Genomic DNA, 18,738 nt, shown 5'->3' with positions numbered 1-18,738 from the left:
AGGACGCCATGCGCGCCCAGTTCGTCCTGTCGGAGATTGGCGTCGGTCTCCGTCGTAACCTCACGATGACCTTCGCAGTAGTCATCTCTGTCGCTCTCTCCCTCGCCCTCTTCGGGGGCGCGCTGCTCATGCGCGAGCAGGTGAGCACGATGAAGGGCTTCTGGTACGACAAGGTCAATGTCTCGATCTTCTTCTGCAACAAGAACGACGCGGAGACCATCCCCAAGTGCGCCAAGGGAGCGGTCACCACCGAGCAGAAGGCGCAGGTCAAGTCTGACCTCGACAAGATGGACATCGTCAAGAAGGTCGACTACGAGTCGGCCGACCAGGCGTTCAAGCACTACAAGGAGCAGTTCGGGGACTCCTCGATGGCCGACACCATCACCCCGGACCAGATGCAGGAGTCCTTCCGCGTCAAGCTGGAGGACCCGGAGAAGTACAAGGTGGTCGCGACCGCGTTCGCGGGCCGGGACGGCGTGCAGTCCGTCCAGGATCAACGCGGCATCCTCGACAACCTCTTCGAACTGATGAACGGCATGAATGTGGCCGCGCTCTGCGTGATGGCCCTCATGCTTGTCATCGCGCTGATGCTGATCGTCAACACCGTGCGCGTTTCGGCCTTCAGCCGACGGCGTGAAACAGGGATCATGCGGCTCGTCGGCGCGTCCAGCTTCTACATCCAGATGCCGTTCATCATGGAGGCCGCGTTCGCCGGCCTGATCGGCGGCGTATTCGCCTGCGGCATGCTGCTCGCGGGGCGGTACTTCCTGATCGACCACGGTCTCGCGCTGGCCGACAAGCTGACTCTCGTCAACTTCATCGGCTGGGACGCGGTCCTCGCGAAGCTGCCGCTGGTGCTCGCCATCGCCCTGCTGATGCCCGCACTCGCGGGCTTTGTGGCGCTGCGCAAGTACCTGAAGGTGTGACATGAGCCCCGGGCGCCGTCCGAGCATCAGCTCGTACGGCGCCCTCCGCTTGTCCTAGACTCGTCGGCATGCAGGGCCCGGAAGACAGCCTCCAACCCCGTGGGATCCGCCGCGGGGCGGCCCTGACATTGGTCTTTGCCACCGTCCTCGCCACCGCGGTCGCCACTGGCTCCTGGGAGCGCGTCGACGAAAAGCAGCCCCCTGACCGGCACCCCGCCTCCCGCTCGGTCGCCGCGACAGCGGACCGCGAAGCGGTCGCCGACGCCGCGGCCGAGGCGATGGCCGACGGAAAGTCCGGCAAGGAGGCGGCCCAGGAGGTCGTCAGCCGCAGCGGGGACCGCTGGGGCGCGGTGTACGACTCCGGCGAGTACGAGGAGTTCGAGCAGGCCCTCGACGGCGAGTACACGGGCGTGGGGCTGTGGGTCAAGCGCACCCGCGAAGGCCGTATCGAGGTGTCCCGGGTGCAGCCCGGCGGACCCGCCGAGCGGGCCGGGGTCAGGGCGGGCGACCAACTCCGCACGATCGACGGCCACCGGGTCGAGAAGCGCCCCGTCACCGAGGTCGTGAAGCTGCTGCGCGGGAAGAAGGCGGCGAAGCCGGGCACCTGGGTCGCGCTCGGCCTCCAGCGCTCCACGCGCGCGTGGAGCGAGACCGTGCAGCGGGCCCGGCTGGACACCGAGGCCGTCACGGTCGAGCGGCTCGCGCACGGCGCGACGCTCATCAAGGTGGCGTCCTTCACCAAGGGCTCGGGCGAGCAGGTGCGCGAGGCGGTGAAGAAGGCTCCGCGGGACCATGGCCTCCTCCTGGACCTGCGCGGCAACGGCGGCGGACTGGTCACCGAGGCCGTCACCGCGGCCTCCGCCTTCCTCGACGGTGGCCTGGTCGCCACCTACGACGTGCACGGTGAGCAGCGCGCCCTGTACGCGGAGCCGGGCGGGGACACCGAAAGGCCCGTTGTCGCGCTCGTCGACGGCGGCACGATGAGCGCCGCGGAGCTCGTCACGGGAGCGCTCCAGGACCGGGGTCGCGCGGTCACCGTGGGATCACGCACCTTCGGCAAGGGCTCGGTCCAGATGCCGAGCCGGCTGCCCGACGGTTCGGTCGCCGAGCTGACCGTGGGCCATTACCGCACTCCGGCGGGCCGCAGCGTCGACGGCCGGGGCATCAGCCCGGACCTTTCGGTGAGCGAGAAGGCCCAGCAGAGGGCCCAGACAGTATTGAGTGGCCTCGGGGGAGGGTCTTAGTGCGAAAATGGTCGCACTATGGCTAAGGAACAAGGGCGCAAGATGATCGCGCAGAACAAGAAGGCGCGACACGACTACCTCATCATCGACACCTACGAGGCCGGCATGGTCTTGACCGGCACCGAGGTGAAGTCCCTGCGGCAGGGGCGCGCCTCGCTGGTGGACGGCTTCGTGCAGCTGGAGGGCAACGAGGCGTGGCTGCACAACATCCACGTACCCGAGTACACCCAGGGGACCTGGACCAACCACTCCGCGCGCCGCAAGCGCAAGCTCCTGCTGAACCGGATCGAGATCGACAAGCTCGCGGCGAAGTCGCAGGAGACCGGCCACACGATCGTGCCGCTCGCGATGTATTTCAAGGACGGCCGGGCCAAGATCGAGATCGCGCTGGCCAAGGGCAAGAAGGAGTACGACAAGCGTCAGACGCTGCGCGAGAAGCAGGATCTGCGTGAGACGAACCGCGCGATCTCGGCGGTGAAGCGCAAGGAGCGGAGCTGACCGACCGAGCCCACGCCGGGCCGGTCAGGAATGCGCTGGCCCCGTCGTGCGTTGGTCACGTACGATGGGCACTGCACACCACCACTGGTGGGGTGCGGCACCACAAGCACCACCTTGAAAAATCAACATGGGGATGATCGGTTTCGACAGCGGATGTCGAGGCAGGGGAAGCGAGTCGAGGAAGCGGCAATGATCTCGTTAACCATATGTCGCAAACTATAATCGCCGATTCCAAGCGCGATTCCTTCGCCCTCGCTGCCTAAGTAGCGACTGCGTGAAGTGTCAGCCCAGGGGTGTTCCCGACCTGGATCCTGGCATCATCAAGGGAACTAAACCACTCGGTCCGGTCACGGGATCGGGTGGGAAATCAAACAGTGACTGAGCCCGTCGGAGACTTGTCCGTGTGATCTCCGGGGCCGAGAAAAGCGAAGCGGACTGCACTCGGAGAAGCCCTGGTTCTGCACCGTTGGACGCGGGTTCGATTCCCGCCATCTCCACAATTCCCATGTGAGGCTCAGGCCCCGCTGCCGTCAAGGCAGCGGGGCCTTTGTCTTGTCCGGGTGCGTACCGGGTCCACCTGCGCACCGGTCCGCGTTCGCGCCCGGCCGGGGGAGGTGTCCTGCGTGTGGGGGAGTTATCCAGCCAAGCGAATGATGCCCAGGTGACCGCCTCTCCTTCGCGCGGCGAGGCGTCGAACCGGTGCCGCCGTGTCCGGGGTCCCGAGGTGTCCAGGGGGTCGGGCCGAGTGATACGAAACCGGTAACGACCGGTCGCGGGGAGCGTCGAACCGGTCGCCGCGAAGGGCGACGCGTCGGTCGGTGATCGATCCCGGGCCGCTGTAGCCGATATCACCCGGGTGGCGAAAAGGGCGGCGGTATATCGCCTTTTATGCATCAGAAGGTGCGATATCCGGGCCACTGGAGGGGCTCAAGTGGCGTGAAGTGGCTACCTCCAGGTGACGGCCCGATGTTGTTTGTCACTGAACCTCAACAACAAGTGACACGGCAGTCCGCCTGTTCCCGGGGGTGCGCTACATTCATGGCCCGGGTGTGGTGGCGGAGGGCGCTCGGAGTGGGTGGGGGCCTGGTCCGACGGCAGATTCTCGGGCAGTCGTGTGCGCACCCCGCATCATTTTTTCCTGTGGGGGCGTGTGTATAGCTATGGAATTTTGGCGTGAAAGTGCCCTGGACGGGCGTACTCATGATCCGAACGAGATGACTGTCCAGCTGGACGGCCTCGGGCGGATGGCGGCGGATCCGAAGGTGGACCCGACGACAGTGTCAGGAGCCCAAGAGGGCTCCGACGGGCCGGTGTTCGTCGACGAGAGCGGCCGCAGGAGCAAGAAGTTCCGGCGGGTCGGCTGGGTGCTCGCGACCGCCTGCGCCTGCTACGCGATCACCCTCGTCGCCGCCCTGATGGGCGGCACCTCAAAGGCGCCCTGGCTTCCGATACCCGGGCTCGCCGACGAGAAGCAGAAGGCGGACACCGCCGAGACAGCTCCGGTTCCCGAAGCCGACCCGCTGCCCTCGGGGGCGGCCCCGGGTGCGACGACCGGCGTGAGCCCCACGGGCCCGGCCGGCACCGATCCGCTGCCGCCCCCGGGCAAGGGCGCGAGCGGTGCGCCCGCCGCGTCCCGGCCGGGCGCCGGGGCCTCGGGGAACACAGGGCCCCCGAACCGCGACGCCCCGCCGCCGGCCGTCGATCCGGGTGCCGACCCGGGCACCGCCACCGGTGGCACCGCCCCCGGGCCCGGCACCGGCACCGGTGGTACCGACCCGGGTACGGACCCCGCTCCCGACCCGGATCCCGCTCCCGACCCGGACCCCGGCACCGACCCGGGCACCGCCACCGGCGGTACGGGCGGCACCGGCGGCACGGACCCCGGCACCGCGGACCCGGACCCCGCCGCGGGCGGCACCAGCGCTCAACTCGCCCTGAAAGGCCCGTAACAGAAATGGCAACCCAGGGCGCTCCCCAGGGCAGGCGCGCCACCCGCGCCCGTCGCACCCGGCGCACCGTACGGCGCCCCATCCCCATGCGGTATCTGCTGCCCTCGCTCCTCCTGGTCGCGTTGCTCGCGATGCTGATGCTGCGCGGCTACGTACACAGCGAGATCCTCGCCGACCACCGGGTCCGCCCCCCGGCGCCCGTCGGCCAGGTCCCCGAGAACATCCTCGCGGGCGGCCCGGTCATCGACGCGCGCAACGCGAAGGCGCCCAAGGCGCTGAGCATCCCCGCGCGCCAGCTCGTGCTGACCTTCGATGACGGGCCCGACCCGAAGTGGACGCCCAAGGTCCTCGACAAGCTCAAGCAGTACAAGGCGCACGGCGTCTTCTTCGTCACCGGCACCATGGCCTCGCGCCACCCCGGCCTGGTCGAGCGCATGGTGCGGGAGGGCCACGAGGTCGGGCTGCACACCTTCAACCACCCCGATCTCTCCTACCAGTCGAAGTCCCGCATCGACTGGGAGCTCACCCAGAACCAGCTGGCCATCGCGGGCGCCGCCGACATCCGCACCTCCCTCTTCCGGCCGCCCTACTCCTCGTTCTCAGACGCCCTCGACGACAAGTCCTGGCCGGTCACCCAGTACATCGGCAGCCGCGGCTACATCACGGCGTTCAACAACACCGACAGCGAGGACTGGAAGCGCCCCGGCGTCGAGGCGATCATCGAGCGCGCCACACCCAAGGGCACCGAGGGCTCGATCGTGCTCATGCACGACTCCGGCGGCGACCGCTCGCAGACCGTCGCGGCCCTCGACCGCTTCCTGCCCGCGATGCAGGAGCGCGGCTACACCTTCACCCACCTGACGGGGGCACTCGGCGCCCGCTCGGCGCACACCCCGGTCACCGGCCCCGAGCTGTGGAAGGGCAAGGCGTGGGTCTACGCCGTGGGCGTCTCCGAGACGACCACCGGCGTGCTCGTCATCGGCCTGGCCGTCATCGGCGTGCTGGTCATGGCCCGCTTCGGCATGATGCTCCTGCTGTCCTTCCTGCACGCCCGCAAGGTCCGCAGGCGCGACTTCAGCTGGGGTCCGCCGGTCACCCGGCCGGTTTCGGTGCTGGTCCCGGCGTACAACGAGCGCGAATGCATCGCCAACACGGTGCGCTCACTGATGGCCGGCGAGCACCCCATCGAGGTCATCGTCATCGATGACGGCTCCTCGGACGGCACCGCCGACATCGTCGAGGGGCTGGGCCTGCCGAACGTACGCGTCGTACGCCAGCCGAACTCCGGCAAACCCGCCGCACTCAACAACGGTCTCGCGCACGCCCGTTACGACATCGTCGTGATGATGGACGGCGACACCGTCTTCGAGCCGGCCACCGTCCGCGAGCTGGTCCAGCCGTTCGGCGACCCACGGGTCGGCGCGGTCGCGGGCAACGCCAAGGTCGGCAACCGCGACTCCCTGATCGGCGCCTGGCAGCACATCGAGTACGTGATGGGCTTCAACCTCGACCGCCGCATGTACGACCTGCTCGGCTGCATGCCGACGATCCCCGGCGCGGTCGGCGCGTTCCGGGCCGACGCCCTGCAGCGCTTCGGCGGCATGAGCGAGGACACCCTCGCCGAGGACACCGACGTCACCATGGCCCTGCACCGCGACGGCTGGCGCGTCGTCTACGCGGAGAAGGCCCGCGCCTGGACCGAGGCACCGGAGACCGTGCAGCAGTTGTGGTCCCAGCGCTACCGCTGGAGCTACGGCACCATGCAGGCGCTCTGGAAGCACCGCCGCGCCGTCGTCGAACGCGGCCCGTCGGGACGCTTCGGACGGGTCGGCCTGCCGCTGGTCTCGCTCTTCATGGTGCTCTTCCCGCTGCTGGCCCCGCTCATCGACGTATTCCTGCTGTACGGACTGGTCTTCGGCCCCACCCAGCAGACCGTCGTGGCCTGGCTCGGCGTCCTCGCCGTGCAGGCCGTCTGCGCCGCTTACGCCTTCAGGCTCGACCGCGAGCGCATGATCCACCTGATCTCGCTGCCGCTCCAGCAGATCCTCTACCGCCAGTTGATGTACGTCGTCCTGCTCCAGTCCTGGATCACCGCGCTGACCGGCGGCCGGCTGCGCTGGCAGAAGCTGCGCCGTACCGGTGTGGTCGAGGCACCCGGCTCCATTCCGAGCCAGCGGCAGCGCAGGACCGAGAAGAGGCCCGTCGCATGACCCCCGGCTTTTCCCCTGCCTCCACGCAGCCACCCGGTACGACCGGCACGCTCGCCGCGCCGCCCGGGGCCGTCGGCGCCCCGGCGGCCCCGGCCCGTCCCGGCCGGGACCGCTACCTCGACGTGCTGCGCGCCGTCGCGCTGCTGCGCGTCGTCGTCTACCACGTCTTCGGCTGGGCCTGGCTGACGCTGCTCTTCCCGTCCATGGGCGTGATGTTCGCGCTCGCCGGCTCACTGATGGCGCGCTCGCTCAAGCGGCCCGCCGCCGGCGTCATCCGCGGCCGGATCCGGCGGCTGCTGCCGCCCATGTGGGCCTTCGGCGTCGTCGTGCTGCCGATGATGTTCTACCTCGGCTGGGAGCCGGTGAAGGAGGAGGGGGTCTGGTGGTTCCTGAAGCTGGCCAACTTCATCTTCCCGGTCGGCGCCCCGCCGTACCCCTGGCACAGCGGCGACCAGGCCGGCGTGTTCGAATCCACCTGGGCGGGTCAGGCCGTCGGGCCGCTCTGGTACATCCGCACCTATCTGTGGTTCGTCATCGCCTCGCCCGTGCTGCTGTGGGCGTTCCGCAGGCTGCCGTGGGTGACGCTGCTCGCCCCGCTCGGGGCCACCGCGGTCATCGGCACCGGACTGGTGACGATCCCCGGTGAAGCCGGCAATGCCATCGGTGACTTCGCGGTCTACGGCTCCTGCTGGATCCTCGGCTTCGCCCACCACGACGGCATGTTCCAGAAGGTCCCGCGCTACCTCACGGTGTCGGTGTCCGCGATGGTGATGGCCTTCGGCCTGTGGTGGGCCTCGGGGCATCTCACCGTGGACGGCTGGGACCTCAACGACATCCCGCTCGCCCAGGCCGCCTGGTCGTTCGGATTCTGCGTGATCCTCCTCCAGTACTCCCCGTCCTGGCAGGAACTCCCGCGCAGGCTCGCCAGGTTCGACCCGCTGATCACCCTCGCCAACAACCGCGCGGTGACGATCTACCTCTGGCACAACCTGCTGATACTGGCGACGATCTCCGTCATAGATCTCCTCTTCGAGATCCCGGGCGTCGACCCGACGTACTCCCCCCTGATCGAGGACTGGTACACGGTGCTGATGGTGATCACCGTCTGGCCGCTGATCGCCCTGATGATCGTCGCGGTGGGGTGGCTGGAAGACGTCGCGGCCCAACGCGGGCCGCGGCTGTGGCCGGACGGCCGCAAGCGCGGCCGGACGGACCGCGCGCGTGCGCGCTCACACCGGCGCTGACCGCCGGGTGAGAGCAAGGTTTCGCCCCGGTCACCTGCGGCCACGGGCCTGAAATCCGCCGTCCCTAGCGTCACTCCCACGACCCGATACCCGTGGAGGCGCGTCATGGCAGGCCGGTGGATCGAAGAGTGGGATCCGGAGGACGACACCTTCTGGCGGAACACGGGAGAGCGGATCGCCCGGCGCAATCTGCTCTACTCCGTGCTCTCCGAGCACATCGGGTTCTCCATCTGGACCCTGTGGTCGGTGATGGTGCTCTTCATGGGGCCCGAGTACGGCGTCGACCCGGCCGGGAAGTTCTTCCTGATCGGCACGGCCACCCTGGTCGGCGCCGTCGTCCGGGTCCCGTACACCTTCGCCGTCGCCCGCTTCGGCGGACGCAACTGGACCGTCTTCAGCGCCCTGTTGCTGCTGCTGCCGACCGGGGCGGCGTACGCGGTGATGGAGCCGGGAACCTCGTACAGCACCTTCCTGCTGGTCGCGGCCCTCACCGGGGTCGGCGGCGGCAACTTCGCGTCCTCCATGACCAACATCAACTCCTTCTTCCCGCTGCGCAAGAAGGGCTGGGCGCTCGGCCTCAACGCGGGCGGCGGCAACATCGGCGTACCCGTCGTGCAGCTCGTCGGGCTGCTGGTCATCGGCGTGGCCGGGGCAGGCCATCCCCGGATCCTGCTCGGTCTCTATCTGCCGCTGATCCTGGTCGCGGCCGGGTGCGCCGCGCTGCGGATGGACAATCTGGCGCCCGTACGCAACGACGCCGGGGCCGCGAAGGCCGCCGCCCGCGATCCGCACACCTGGATCATGGCGTTCCTGTACGTCGGTACCTTCGGCTCCTTCATCGGCTACAGCTTCGCCTTCGGCCTGGTCCTCCAGACCCAGTTCGGCCGCACCCCGCTCCAGGCCGCCTCGCTCACCTTCGTCGGGCCGCTGCTCGGCTCACTGATCAGGCCCGTCGGCGGCATGCTCGCCGACCGCTACGGCGGCGCCCGCATCACCCTGTGGAACTTCGCCGCGATGGCGGGCGCGACCTCCGTCGTCGTCTACGCGTCCATGACGGAGTCGCTGCCGGTGTTCCTGGCCGGCTTCACCGCGCTGTTCGTCCTGACCGGGCTCGGCAACGGCTCGACGTACAAGATGATCCCCGCGATCTTCCAGGCCAAGGCGCTCGCGCAGGGCATGACGGGCGAGGCGGCCGCGGCGTACGGGCGGCGGCTCTCCGGGGCCTCCATGGGGCTCATCGGGGCCGTGGGCGCGCTCGGCGGGCTCGGCATCAACCTCGCCTTCCGGCAGTCCTTCCAGAGCGCGGGGACCGGCACAGCGGCCTTCGGCTGCTTCCTCGCCTTCTACGCCGCGTGCTTCGCCGTCACCTGGGCGGTATACCTTCGCCGGCCCGCCGACGTGCCGGCGAAGCCGCAGCTCACCTATGCGGAGGTGTGATGGACAAGGGGGTGTCCGGCGGACACCCCCTTGGTCCGTAACGGGTGGGAAATACTGGGGAACCGAGCCCGTCACGTGTTGTTGGCAGGCTCGGTTGTCCGCACCACCAGCAGAGCGGGACGAGAGTCGGGTACCCCAATGTCCGCCACACCCGAAGAACACGAAGCCCACGGGCCCCTCGCCGGCTTCACCGTCGGCGTCACGGCGGCGAGGCGCGCCGAGGAACTGGGCGCGCTGCTGACCCGGCGCGGCGCGGCCGTCCTGCACGCCCCGGCGCTGCGGATCGTCCCGGTCGAGGACGACAGCGAGCTGCTCGCCGCGACGAAGGAGCTGATCGACGCCGCGCCCGACGTGGTGATCGCCACGACCGGGATCGGCTTTCGCGGGTGGATGGCGGCGGCCGAGGGCTGGGGCGTCGGCGAGGCCCTCCTCGGCCGGCTGCGCGACAGCGAACTCCTGGCCCGCGGGCCCAAGGTCAAGGGCGCCGTCCGCGCGGCGGGCCTCACCGAGGAGTGGTCCCCGGCCTCGGAGTCCATGGCCGAGGTGCTCGACCGGCTGCTGACCCAGGGGGTCGAGGGCCGCCGGATCGCTATCCAGCTGCACGGCGAACCCCTGCCGGGCTTCATCGAGGCGCTGCGCGACGCGGGCGCCGAGGTCGTCGGCGTTCCCGTGTACCGCTGGATGCCGCCGCAGGACATCGCGCCGCTCGACCGCCTCATCGATGTGACCGTCGCGCGCGGCCTGGACGCCCTGACCTTCACCAGCGCCCCGGCCGCCGCATCCCTGCTGTCGCGGTCCGAGGACCGGGGCCTGCTGGACGAGGTGCTCGCCGCCCTCCGGCACGACGTCCTGGTGGTCTGCGTGGGGCCGGTCACCGCGCTGCCGCTCCAGGCGCACTCCATCGACACGGTCCAGCCCGAGCGCTTCAGGCTCGGCCCGCTCGTCCAGGCCCTCTGCCGCGAACTGCCCGCCCGCGCCCGTGCGTTGCCCGTCGCCGGCCACAGCTTCGAGATCCGCGGCCACGCCGTGGTGCTCGACGGTGAGCTGCGCCCCGTGCCGCCCGCGGGCATGGCCCTGCTGCGGGCCCTGGCCCGTCGCCCCGGCTGGGTCGTCTCCCGCGCGGACCTGCTGCGCGCCCTGCCGGGATCCGGCAAGGACGAGCACGCCGTCGAGACGGCGATGGCCAGGCTGCGTGTCTCCCTCGGTGTCCCCAAACTCATCCACACCGTCGTCAAGCGCGGCTACCGGCTGGCGCTCGACCCGGCGGCGGACACCCAGGCCGACACGCGGGCCAGCACGAAGTACTCAGCCGGCTGAGGGGCCGAAAGCGGAGCGGTGGGAGGGGTTCCGGCTTGTGGCGCGGCCGGGCACTCTGGGTGGGACGACACCCACCGGTAACCCCCGAGGCGGTGACACGCGCATGACGGCGGCCACGGGCTCCTGCGCATTGCGGTTCGACTCCGGACGGCTCTGTCTGGACCTGGTGGCGACCGCGGCGCCCCAGGACGAGCAACTCGACGGCAGCGGGCGGCTCGGGGAATGGCTCGTCGGCGCCGGCCTCGTGCCCCCCGGCTCCGCGCTCGGCGCCGTGGACGCCCAGTGGGTGCGCCGGTTCACCGAAGCGCGCGCCTGCGTCGCGGAGTTGGTACGCGCCGAACTCGGCGGACGCACCGCCCCGCGCGCCCTCGACCACGTCAACGCGCTCGCCGCCGAACCGCCGCCCGGCATCCGGGCCGTGCGCGCGGCGGACGGCTCCCTCGTCCGGGTGCTCAGTGGCGCCCCCGAGTGCGCGGCGCTGCTGGCCGCCGTCGCCCGGGACACCGTGGATCTGCTGACCGACCCCGGGGCACGTGCCAGGCTGCGCCAGTGCGAGGGCGACAACTGCCACCGCCTGTACCTGGACACCTCCCGCGGGCGGCGCAGGCGCTGGTGCTCCAGCGAGGTGTGCGGCAACCGGGAGCGGGTCGCGCGCCACCGCCGTCGGGCCGTCGCGGCACGGGCCTGACCACCGCTTCGTAAAAGATCTTGAAATTGTTTTGAGTGGATCGACGCACGGGCCCGTAGTGATGGGAGAGGGAGCCAGCCAGGGTCTCGACCAGGAGGTTCGTGTGCGCAAGGATGCGGCCGTGGCCGATGACCGCCCGCCCAGGGCACGACATCGAAGTGTGGGACCGCGCGCCGAAGGGCCGACTCCCGACGAGGAGCTGATGCGTGCCCTTTATCGCGAACATGCCGGACCGTTGCTCGCCTACGTACTGCGCCTGGTGGCCGGCGACCGCCAGCGTGCCGAGGACGTGGTGCAGGAGACGCTCATCCGCGCGTGGAAGAACGCCGGACAGCTCAACCGGGCCACCGGCTCCGTACGACCCTGGCTGGTGACGGTCGCCCGGCGCATCGTCATCGACGCCCACCGCAGCAGGCAGGCCCGGCCGCAGGAGGTCGATCCGTCGCCACTGGAAGTCATGCCCGCGGAGGACGAGATCGACAAAGCGCTGTGGCTGATGACCCTCTCCGACGCTCTCGATGATTTGACCCCCGCTCACCGGGAAGCACTTGTCGAGACGTACTTCCGAGGACGTACGGTGAATGAGGCGGCCGAGGTCCTCGGCATACCCAGCGGGACGGTCAGATCCCGAGTCTTCTACGCATTGCGCTCGATGAAGCTGGCGCTTGAGGAACGAGGGGTGACGGCATGACCACGCAGGACCGGCACTCCGAGCATGATGCCGTCGGCGCATATGTGCTGGGCATCCTGGACGACGCGGACGCCACCGCCTTCGAGAGGCATCTGGCGGGCTGCGAGTTCTGCGCCTCTCAGCTGGACGAGTTCGCGGGCATGGAGCCGATGTTCGCCGCGCTCGCCGAATACCCGGGCCCACCCGCACGTGTCACCCCGCCGAGCCCGCAGCTCCTCGACCGGCTCACCGGTGAGGTCGCGGCGGGACGCGCCCGGCGGAAACGACGCGGGATGTATCTGGTGGCGGCCGCGGCCGTGCTGGTCGTCGGCGGTCCCACGGTCGCGATCGTGACGACGTCGGGCGACGACGTCGGGCGCGACAACGTCGCGGGACCGCACCCCACCAGCCCCGCCGAGGACGCCTTCTTCAACCACATGGAGGAGAAGGTCGACGCGACCGACGCCACCACGAAGGTCAGCGCGACCGTCGGTCTGGAGAAGAAGGGCTGGGGCACTCACACGGTCCTTGAGCTCAAAAATGTGAAGGGCCCGCTGAAGTGCAGCCTCATCGCCGTCTCGAAGAGCGGCGAGGAGGAGACGGTGACCACCTGGGCCGTCCCCAAGTGGGGCTACGGCATCCCGGACAGCACCAACGAGGCCGCGAAGAGCCCGCTGTATGTCCACGGCGGCGCGGCCATGGACCGTAACGACATCGACCACTTCGAGGTGCGCACGTTCGACGGGAAGCGGCTCGTCGAGGTCGAAGCCTGACATAACCATCCATTGCGCCGGTTCTGACAGGTGCAGACCGGGGCTCCCTTCGCGTACGGTTGACGGCTGCTCGCAGCACGTCAGAAGGGGGCCTCGGTGGCCGTACAGGATGCCGCTGTCGATTCCGTTGATTCCGTAGCCGATTCCGCTGTGGAACCGGTACGCGAACGCGAGATCGGTGTCGAACAAGCACATCTGAACCAGGTGTACCGCCGTCTTGAGGAGAAGATCCACGAGGCGGAGTTCCTCATGAACGACGCCGCCCAGCGCGGCCAGGTCGGCACGCCCGGCGCACTCGCGGAACGCGACGCGCAGGTCTTCCGCGCCGGAATTCACCTCAACCGGCTCAATAACGAGTTCGAGGATTTCCTCTTCGGACGCATCGACCTGCTGCGCGGGAAGGACGGGCAGAAGGGCCCGGACGGTGCGTTCACGTCGGTCGACACGGCCGACGACGCGGTACGCCCCGACAACACGGCAGACATCGCCGAGACGCTGCACATCGGGCGCATCGGCGTACTCGACTCGGACTACAGCCCGCTGGTCATCGACTGGCGCGCGCCGGCCGCCGCGCCCTTCTACCGGTCCACGCCCAAGAGCCCGGGGCGGGTCGTACGGCGCCGGGTCATCCGCTCCAAGGGCCGCAAGGTGCTCGGGGTCGAGGACGACCTGATGCGCCCCGAGCTGACCGCGACGCTGGACGGCGCCGCGCTGCCCGTCATCGGCGACGGCGCCCTGATGGCCGCACTGGGACAGGCCCGCAGCCACACCATGCGCGACATCGTCTCGTCCATCCAGGCCGAGCAGGACATGGTGATCCGGGCCCCGGCCGCCTCGGTCACCGAGGTCTCCGGCGGCCCCGGCACCGGCAAGACCGCCGTGGCACTGCACCGCGCCGCGTACCTCCTCTACCAGGACAGGCGGCGCTACGCGGGCGGCATCCTCGTCGTCTCGCCCACGCCGCTGCTCGTCGCGTACACCGAGGGCGTGCTGCCCTCGCTGGGCGAGGAGGGCCAGGTCGCGATCCGCGCGGTGGGCTCGCTGGTCGACGGGGCCGAGGCCACGACGTACGACGAACCGAACATCGCCCGCGTCAAGGGCTCGTCGCGGATGCTGAAGGTGCTCCGGAAGGCCGCCAGGGGCGCCCTGGAGCTCCCCGCGACGGCCGTCACCGGGCAGGAGGGGCAGCTTCCCTTCGGCGACGAGGAGGAGCAGGAGCCCGGCGCCGTCACGCCCACCCTGCTGCGGGTCGTCGCCTTCGGCGCCCGCGTCGAGCTGGACGCCGGTGACCTGGACCGCATCCGGCAGTCCGTGCTCGGCGCCACCACGCCCGTCAACCTGCTGCGCCCACGGGCGCGCAAGCTGCTCCTCGACGGGCTGTGGTCCAAGTCCAGCGGGCGCCACCGCGCCGCCGAGTACCAGCGGTCCGACCACGAGCTGGCCGCGGAGCTGCGCTCGGGCTTCGACGAGGACGTCTCCACGGAGACCGCGTTCATCGACTTCCTGAACGCCTGGTGGCCCGAGCTCACCCCGCGCCGGGTGCTCGCCGCGATGGGCGACGAGCGGCAGCTGGGCCGCTGGGCCCGCCGCATCCTGTCCACGCGCGAGATCCGGCAGCTGGCCCGTTCGCTGGGTCGGCTGGACGCCGACGGCAAGGGTCCCCTGTCGGTCCACGACGTGGCGATGCTCGACGAGCTGGAGCTGCTGCTCGGCACTCCGGCCCGGCCCAGGCGCAAGCGCGAGTACGACCCGCTGGACCAGCTCACCGGCCTTGAGGAGCTGATGCCGCAGCGCGAGGAGACCCAGCGGGAGCGGGCCGAACGCCTGGCCCTGGAGCGCACGGAGTACGCGCACGTCATCGTCGACGAGGCGCAGGACCTCACGCCCATGCAGTGGCGGATGGTCGGCCGCCGCGGCCGGACCGCCACCTGGACGATCGTCGGCGACGCGGCGCAGTCCTCGTGGTCCGACCCGGAGGAGGCGGCCGAGGCCCGCGACGAGGCGCTCGGCTCGCGCCCCCGCCGCGGGTTCACGCTCACCGTGAACTACCGCAACCCGGCGGAGATCGCCGCGCTGGCGGCCAAGGTCCTGGCGCGCGCGATGCCGGGCATGGAGTCGCCGTCCGCGGTGCGCTCCACGGGCGTGGAGCCCCGCTTCGCGGTCGTACGGGACAAGGACCTGGCCCGGACGGTCCGTGAGGAGGCCCAGCGGCTCCTGGACCGGGTGGACGGCACCGTGGGTGTCGTCGTCGCCATGAACCGGCGCGCGCAGGCACGCAAGTGGCTGGCGCCGCTCGGCGGCCGGGTCGTGGCGCTCGGCAGCCTGGAGGCCAAGGGCCTGGAGTACGACGCCACGGTCGTGGTATCGCCCGCCGAGATCGGGGACGAGTCCCCGGCGGGTCTGCGGGTGCTCTACGTGGCGCTGACGCGCGCGACGCAGCAGCTCACGGTGGTGTCGCAGGAGCGCGACCGGCCCGACGCGGACGGGGTGCCGGACCTGCTGCGGGACCGGCCGGGAGATTGATTCGGAGCCGATCCGCGATGCGGGAATCACTTCCCGGGGTGGTTTGTTAGTCTGGGTGTGGCGCCGATTCGATCCAAGCCCCCGGGCCCAACCTTCGTCGCTTCGAGCGACCACTTGCCGCGAGGCGAGCATGGCGGGTCGGTGCCACTCACCACTTCATAGAAAGGCCCGCGTCACCCCAGGGTGGCGCGGGCCTTTTGCGTGCCCGGGGCGAGGCGGTGCGTGCCCGCCGAGTGCCTCTGAGTGACCGGTGCACGTCCGGGGTTCCGCTGGACGGATCATCTCTCGTATGGTGGAAAACAATTTCCGAAAGCAGAATGAGCATTACCTGCTACCGGCAGGTAGGTGCGACCATCGGAAAGCGTTGCCGGGCAAACAGCCGTGGCCGCGTAGCAATGAAGCTGAGTGAAAGCAGAGGAAGTCGGCCATGGCAACGGCGCCCAGCGTCTCGTACTCGATGACGGTCCGACTGGAGGTCCCCGCGAGCGGGACCGCGGTCAGTCAGCTCACCACGGCCGTCGAAGCCTCCGGCGGCTCCGTGACCGGCCTCGACGTCACCGCGTCCGGCCACGAGAAGCTGCGGATCGACGTCACGATCGCGGCCTCCTCCACGTCGCACGCCGACGAGATCGTCGAGGAACTGCGCCGCATCGTCGGCGTGGTGGTGGGCAAGGTCTCCGACCGTACGTTCCTGATGCACCTCGGCGGCAAGATCGAGATGTCGTCCAAGCACCCCATCCGCAACCGTGACGACCTCTCGATGATCTACACCCCGGGTGTGGCGAGGGTCTGCATGGCGATCGCCGAGAACCCCGAGGACGCCCGTCGCCTCACCATCAAGCGCAACTCCGTCGCGGTCGTGACGGACGGCTCGGCGGTGCTCGGCCTCGGCAACATCGGCCCGATGGCAGCCCTGCCGGTGATGGAGGGCAAGGCGGCGCTCTTCAAGCGCTTCGCCGGCATCGACGCCTGGCCGATCTGCCTGGACACCCAGGACACCGACGAGATCGTCGCCGTCGTCAAGGCCATCGCCCCCGGCTTCGCGGGCATCAACCTGGAGGACATCTCGGCGCCCCGCTGCTTCGAGATCGAGGCACGGCTGCGCGAGGCCCTCGACATCCCGGTCTTCCACGACGACCAGCACGGCACGGCCATTGTGGTGCTCGCCTCACTGACCAACGCGCTGCGGGTGGTCGGCAAGTCCATCGGTGACGTACGGGTCGTCATGTCCGGGGCCGGTGCCGCGGGCACGGCCATCCTGAAGCTGCTGATCGCCGCGGGTGTCAAGCATGCCGTCGTCGCCGACATCCACGGTGTCGTGCACGCGGACCGCGAGGACCTGGTCGCCGCCGCGCCCGAGTCGCCGCTGCGCTGGATCGCCGACAACACCAACCCGGAGGGCGTACGCGGCACCCTCAAGGAGGCCGTGGTCGACTCCGACGTCTTCATCGGCGTCTCGGCCCCCAATGTCCTCAACGGGGACGACGTCGCGGCGATGGCGGACGGTGCGATCGTGTTCGCGCTCGCGAACCCCGACCCCGAGGTCGACCCGGCGATCGCCCGTCAGACGGCGGCTGTTGTGGCCACCGGGCGCTCGGACTTCCCGAACCAGATCAATAATGTGCTGGTCTTCCCGGGCGTCTTCCGCGGTCTCCTCGACGCCCATTCCCGCACCGTCAACACGGAGATGATGCTGGCGGCGGCCACCGCCCTCGCCGATGTCGTCTCCGAGGACGAGCTCAACCCGAACTACATCATTCCGTCCGTCTTCAACGACAAGGTGGCGGGCGCGGTCGCCGGAGCGGTCCGTACGGCCGCAAAGGCTGTGACGGGTCCCACGTCCGCGCAGCCTTCCGTCTGACGCCCGGCGCGTCGCGGAACGCGGGGCCCCGTGGGCCCCTCTAGGGTGGCGGGCAAAGAGCCCGCCGGCCCCCGCAGAAGCCTGCGGTCCGCTTCCGGAAGCAGACGGAGCGTCACCACGTCGAGGCAGTGGCGCTTTTCGTGTGACTCCGGAGGGTGCCGGATTGGCTTTCCCGCCGCTGGTGGGGGCAGGATGCATATTCGGGCGCGAGGGTCTGACGACAGACCCGGGTCCGGGGACTGTCCGAGGGCCCTGGCAGCATCGGCTTCGATCTCACGCCTCACAGGCAAGAAGAACACGGGAGTAACAACATGAACCGCAGTGAGCTGGTGGCCGCCCTGGCCGACCGTGCCGAGGTAACCCGCAAGGACGCCGACGCCGTTCTGGCCGCTCTCGCCGAGACCGTTGGCGAGATCGTCGCCAAGGGTGACGAGAAGGTCACCATCCCCGGCTTCCTGACCTTCGAGCGCACCCACCGTGCCGCTCGCACCGCTCGTAACCCGCAGACCGGCGACCCGATCCAGATCCCGGCCGGCTACAGCGTGAAGGTCTCCGCGGGCTCCAAGCTCAAGGAAGCCGCCAAGGGCAAGTAATCCCCTAGGCACATCCGAAGGGGGCGTCCACCCGGAACACGCCGGGAGGACGCCCCCTTCGGCATGCCCGCCCCCTTCGGCGTACTCGCGCCGCTAGGACCTGTGTTCGTACGACCCGGACGCGGCACGCCGGAGCGACCCGCGTCCGGGTTTCAGACGGTGGCCAGATCCACGTCCGTCAGGGACGCCACCAGGACCGTGCGGGGGCCCGAGGCGATGCCGGGCACCGAAGGGACCGCCAACAGCCTGCAACCCGCCGCCAGGGCGGCTGTGGCGCCGGTCGGGGTGTCCTCCACGGCCAGGCAGAGCGCCGGATCCACCCCCAGGGCCGCCGCGGCGGCCAGATACGGGTCCGGGTGGGGCTTGCCGCGCGGCGTCTCGCCTGAGGCCACCGAGGCGGCGAAGCGGTGCGCGCCCAGCGCGGCCAGCACCAGATCGGCCACCGGCCGCTCCGACGCGGTCACCAGGGCCGCCGGTATGCCCAGCTCCCCCGCCCGGTCCAGGAGGCGCAGGGCGCCGGGCTGAATGGTGATGCCGGCGGCGACCCGGGCCGTGAAGTCCCGGTCCAGCCGCTCGGCCGTCCCGGTCACGCCGTGCTCGCGGGCCAGCAGCCCGGCCGCGCTGCCGACGGCGGCGCCCGCGAAGGGCGCCAGCTCCGCGGGGCCCGCGGGCAGGCCGTGCTCGCGCAGCAGGGCGGCCACGACGTCGAGCCACTGGTGCTCGGTGTCGACGAGGGTGCCGTCCATGTCGCACAGCAGGGCGGCGGGCAGAGCGGGGGATGGCATGTGCGGCTCACGTTCGCTAG

The 18,738-nt window shown here is 70.2% G+C and carries 15 protein-coding genes and 1 other RNA gene; 15 read left to right on the top strand and 1 reads right to left on the bottom strand.

The features are described 5' to 3' along the window. Nucleotides 1-8: 8 nt before the first annotated feature. From ftsX to QMK30_RS05850, 15 genes are all read left to right on the top strand, one after another. Nucleotides 9-926 (top strand): permease-like cell division protein FtsX, encoded by a 918-nt coding sequence (gene ftsX / locus QMK30_RS05920; RefSeq protein WP_283516070.1) that lies wholly within the window; start codon nt 9-11, stop codon nt 924-926. Between the two features lie 68 nt (nt 927-994). Then, entirely contained in the window at nt 995-2,170 is a 1,176-nt protein-coding gene (locus QMK30_RS05915; RefSeq protein ID WP_283516069.1) for a S41 family peptidase, read from the top strand. 18 nt (nt 2,171-2,188) lie between these two features. Next, nucleotides 2,189-2,668, top strand: coding sequence for an SsrA-binding protein SmpB (gene smpB / locus QMK30_RS05910; protein ID WP_283516068.1), 480 nt, complete (start codon nt 2,189-2,191; stop codon nt 2,666-2,668). Between the two features lie 129 nt (nt 2,669-2,797). Continuing rightward, nucleotides 2,798-3,168, top strand: a transfer-messenger RNA (tmRNA) gene (gene ssrA / locus QMK30_RS05905). Nucleotides 3,169-3,882: 714 nt separating this feature from the next. Then, nucleotides 3,883-4,617 carry a hypothetical protein gene (locus tag QMK30_RS05900; RefSeq protein WP_283516067.1) on the top strand — a complete coding sequence of 245 codons (735 nt, stop codon included), beginning with the start codon at nt 3,883-3,885 and terminating at the stop codon, nt 4,615-4,617. Nucleotides 4,618-4,703: 86 nt separating this feature from the next. Then, nucleotides 4,704-6,827 (top strand): bifunctional polysaccharide deacetylase/glycosyltransferase family 2 protein, encoded by a 2,124-nt coding sequence (locus QMK30_RS05895; protein ID WP_283516124.1) that lies wholly within the window; start codon nt 4,704-4,706, stop codon nt 6,825-6,827. Next, on the top strand, nt 6,824-8,071 hold the full coding sequence (locus QMK30_RS05890) for an acyltransferase family protein (protein ID WP_283516066.1): 1,248 nt from the start codon (nt 6,824-6,826) through the stop codon (nt 8,069-8,071). The genes QMK30_RS05895 and QMK30_RS05890 overlap by 4 nt, the downstream gene beginning before the upstream one ends. Nucleotides 8,072-8,176: 105 nt before the next feature. Further along, nucleotides 8,177-9,508 (top strand): nitrate/nitrite transporter, encoded by a 1,332-nt coding sequence (locus QMK30_RS05885; RefSeq protein WP_283516065.1) that lies wholly within the window; start codon nt 8,177-8,179, stop codon nt 9,506-9,508. Between the two features lie 138 nt (nt 9,509-9,646). Beyond that, entirely contained in the window at nt 9,647-10,825 is a 1,179-nt protein-coding gene (locus tag QMK30_RS05880) for a uroporphyrinogen-III synthase (RefSeq protein ID WP_283516064.1), read from the top strand. Between the two features lie 103 nt (nt 10,826-10,928). Continuing rightward, nucleotides 10,929-11,513 (top strand): CGNR zinc finger domain-containing protein, encoded by a 585-nt coding sequence (locus tag QMK30_RS05875; RefSeq protein WP_283516063.1) that lies wholly within the window; start codon nt 10,929-10,931, stop codon nt 11,511-11,513. 61 nt (nt 11,514-11,574) lie between these two features. Continuing rightward, a complete protein-coding gene (locus QMK30_RS05870) occupies nt 11,575-12,204 on the top strand; it encodes a sigma-70 family RNA polymerase sigma factor (protein WP_283516062.1) in 630 nt (209 codons plus the stop codon). Then, nucleotides 12,201-12,956, top strand: a complete 756-nt coding sequence (locus QMK30_RS05865) for an anti-sigma factor family protein (protein WP_283516061.1) — start codon at nt 12,201-12,203, stop codon at nt 12,954-12,956. The genes QMK30_RS05870 and QMK30_RS05865 overlap by 4 nt, the downstream gene beginning before the upstream one ends. Nucleotides 12,957-13,052: 96 nt before the next feature. Further along, nucleotides 13,053-15,479, top strand: a complete 2,427-nt coding sequence (locus QMK30_RS05860; protein ID WP_502963071.1) for a HelD family protein — start codon at nt 13,053-13,055, stop codon at nt 15,477-15,479. A gap of 427 nt (nt 15,480-15,906) precedes the next feature. Beyond that, the gene (locus QMK30_RS05855; protein WP_283516060.1) at nt 15,907-17,340 is read left to right on the top strand and encodes an NAD-dependent malic enzyme; all 1,434 of its coding nucleotides are present in this window, start codon (nt 15,907-15,909) and stop codon (nt 17,338-17,340) included. A 311-nt stretch (nt 17,341-17,651) separates the two neighbouring features. Next, nucleotides 17,652-17,933 carry an HU family DNA-binding protein gene (locus QMK30_RS05850; protein ID WP_003954777.1) on the top strand — a complete coding sequence of 94 codons (282 nt, stop codon included), beginning with the start codon at nt 17,652-17,654 and terminating at the stop codon, nt 17,931-17,933. A gap of 152 nt (nt 17,934-18,085) precedes the next feature. Here QMK30_RS05850 and QMK30_RS05845 read toward each other — a convergent pair whose 3' ends face one another. After that, complete coding sequence (locus tag QMK30_RS05845) at nt 18,086-18,718, bottom strand: HAD family hydrolase (RefSeq protein ID WP_283516059.1); 633 nt, start codon at nt 18,716-18,718, stop codon at nt 18,086-18,088. Nucleotides 18,719-18,738: the final 20 nt, after the last annotated feature.

The sequence above is a fragment of the Streptomyces sp. H27-C3 genome (assembly GCF_030063415.1).
Lineage (GTDB): Bacteria > Actinomycetota > Actinomycetes > Streptomycetales > Streptomycetaceae > Streptomyces.
This window is presented reverse-complemented; position numbering and strand designations above follow the sequence as displayed.